This is a genomic window from Frankia sp. KB5, assembly GCF_002099325.1.
GTDB classification, from domain to species: Bacteria; Actinomycetota; Actinomycetes; order Frankiales; family Frankiaceae; genus Frankia; species Frankia casuarinae.
Map to the genome: position 1 here is coordinate 1 of NZ_MRUJ01000404.1, position 1,207 is coordinate 1,207.

2 protein-coding genes are annotated in these 1,207 nt (G+C 64.3%); both read right to left on the reverse strand.

What is annotated here, in order from left to right; translation table 11 throughout:
* Nucleotides 1-273: 273 nt before the first annotated feature.
* Nucleotides 274-654: a type II toxin-antitoxin system death-on-curing family toxin gene (locus tag KBI5_RS24820; protein ID WP_011435540.1), complete on the reverse strand. Its 381-nt coding sequence runs from the start codon at nucleotides 652-654 to the stop codon at nucleotides 274-276.
* Complete coding sequence (locus KBI5_RS24825; RefSeq protein WP_011435539.1) at nucleotides 651-848, reverse strand: ribbon-helix-helix protein, CopG family; 198 nt, start codon at nucleotides 846-848, stop codon at nucleotides 651-653. The genes KBI5_RS24820 and KBI5_RS24825 overlap by 4 nt, the downstream gene beginning before the upstream one ends.
* Between the last annotated feature and the right edge of the window lie 359 nt (nucleotides 849-1,207).

Sequence of the window (1,207 nt, forward strand, 5' to 3'; positions counted from 1 at the left end):
AGGCGCGGGCTCCTGCATGCGCGGGATGGACTGTCCACCTGCCCTGTAGGAGGCCATGGCGCACTACGGTGCCCCGCTGATCATCACAGCCCGTCGGCGTGCTGGCCGGCGGGCCGGATGACACGCCGGATGACCAGGCCGAACCAGCCGACGGCGTGCCCGAACGATCAGAAGTCATCCCTCGACCGAGATCACGACAGGGACGGAACACAGGCTAGTTCACAAAGAATCTTGTCCTAAAAATCTTGACAAGTTCCGGACGGCCATGGGTCCTCACCGACGGCTCCGGGTCGCCCCTTCAAGGATCTTGGTGATGTCCTCGACGGAATCGTGGACACCGGACGCGATGCTCATCACGAGGTCGTAGGCCTCGTCGTTGGTCAGCGTCAGGCGACGRCCGTTGACACCGTAGAAGGCGATCAGACCGGCAAGGGCGAGCCGCTTGTTCCCGTCGACGAGGGCATGGTTGCGAGCCAGTGAATGCAGGAGCGCGGCGGCCTTGCCGTCAAGAGAGGGATAGGCGTCCCGGCCGAACACCGTCGCCCGCGGGCGCGCGAGAGCGGATTCGAGCAGGCCGTGGTCCCTGACCACCGGATCGGAACCGATGGCCCGCTCGGCGATGTACAGCAGTTCGCGAAGCGTCAGGTAGATCATTCGCCGAGCCAGCGGAGCGCCTCGGCGTACCGCGGCAGCTCCTCGTCCAGCACCTGATCCAGCAGTTCCGCCCGGCTGTGTGCCTCGATGTACTCCCGGATCGCCTCCCGGGCGATCTCCTGCATCGACCGCTGTTCCAACTCCGAACGCAGACGCAAAGCCTCTGCCTCGTCATCCGTCAAGCGCAGTGTCATCGCCACCACCCGACGGTATCACCGCTGATACCGCCGCCGGGACTCGCGCCATGGTCGCGACGCCCGGTTCCTATCCGATCTTCTTGGCGTTCGCATCGCCGTGTAGCCGGACCGCCGGATCTTCGCGTGGACGGGCTCGACGGAAACGGTCGGGCCGTTGACCTGCAGGTTTAGGTTCGCATTAGTGCTGGTTGGGTGCACTCACCGACGCCAACGAAGATCGACATATGCCATAACCTGCGGCTTGACTACCCAATGGGGCGGTCTGCAACCAGCGAGGCCGATGGCTGCAGTACATCGACCTGCGACTGTGGGTTCGAGTCTTGTTGGGTCGACCCCAGCCGCGCTTGATCATAAGG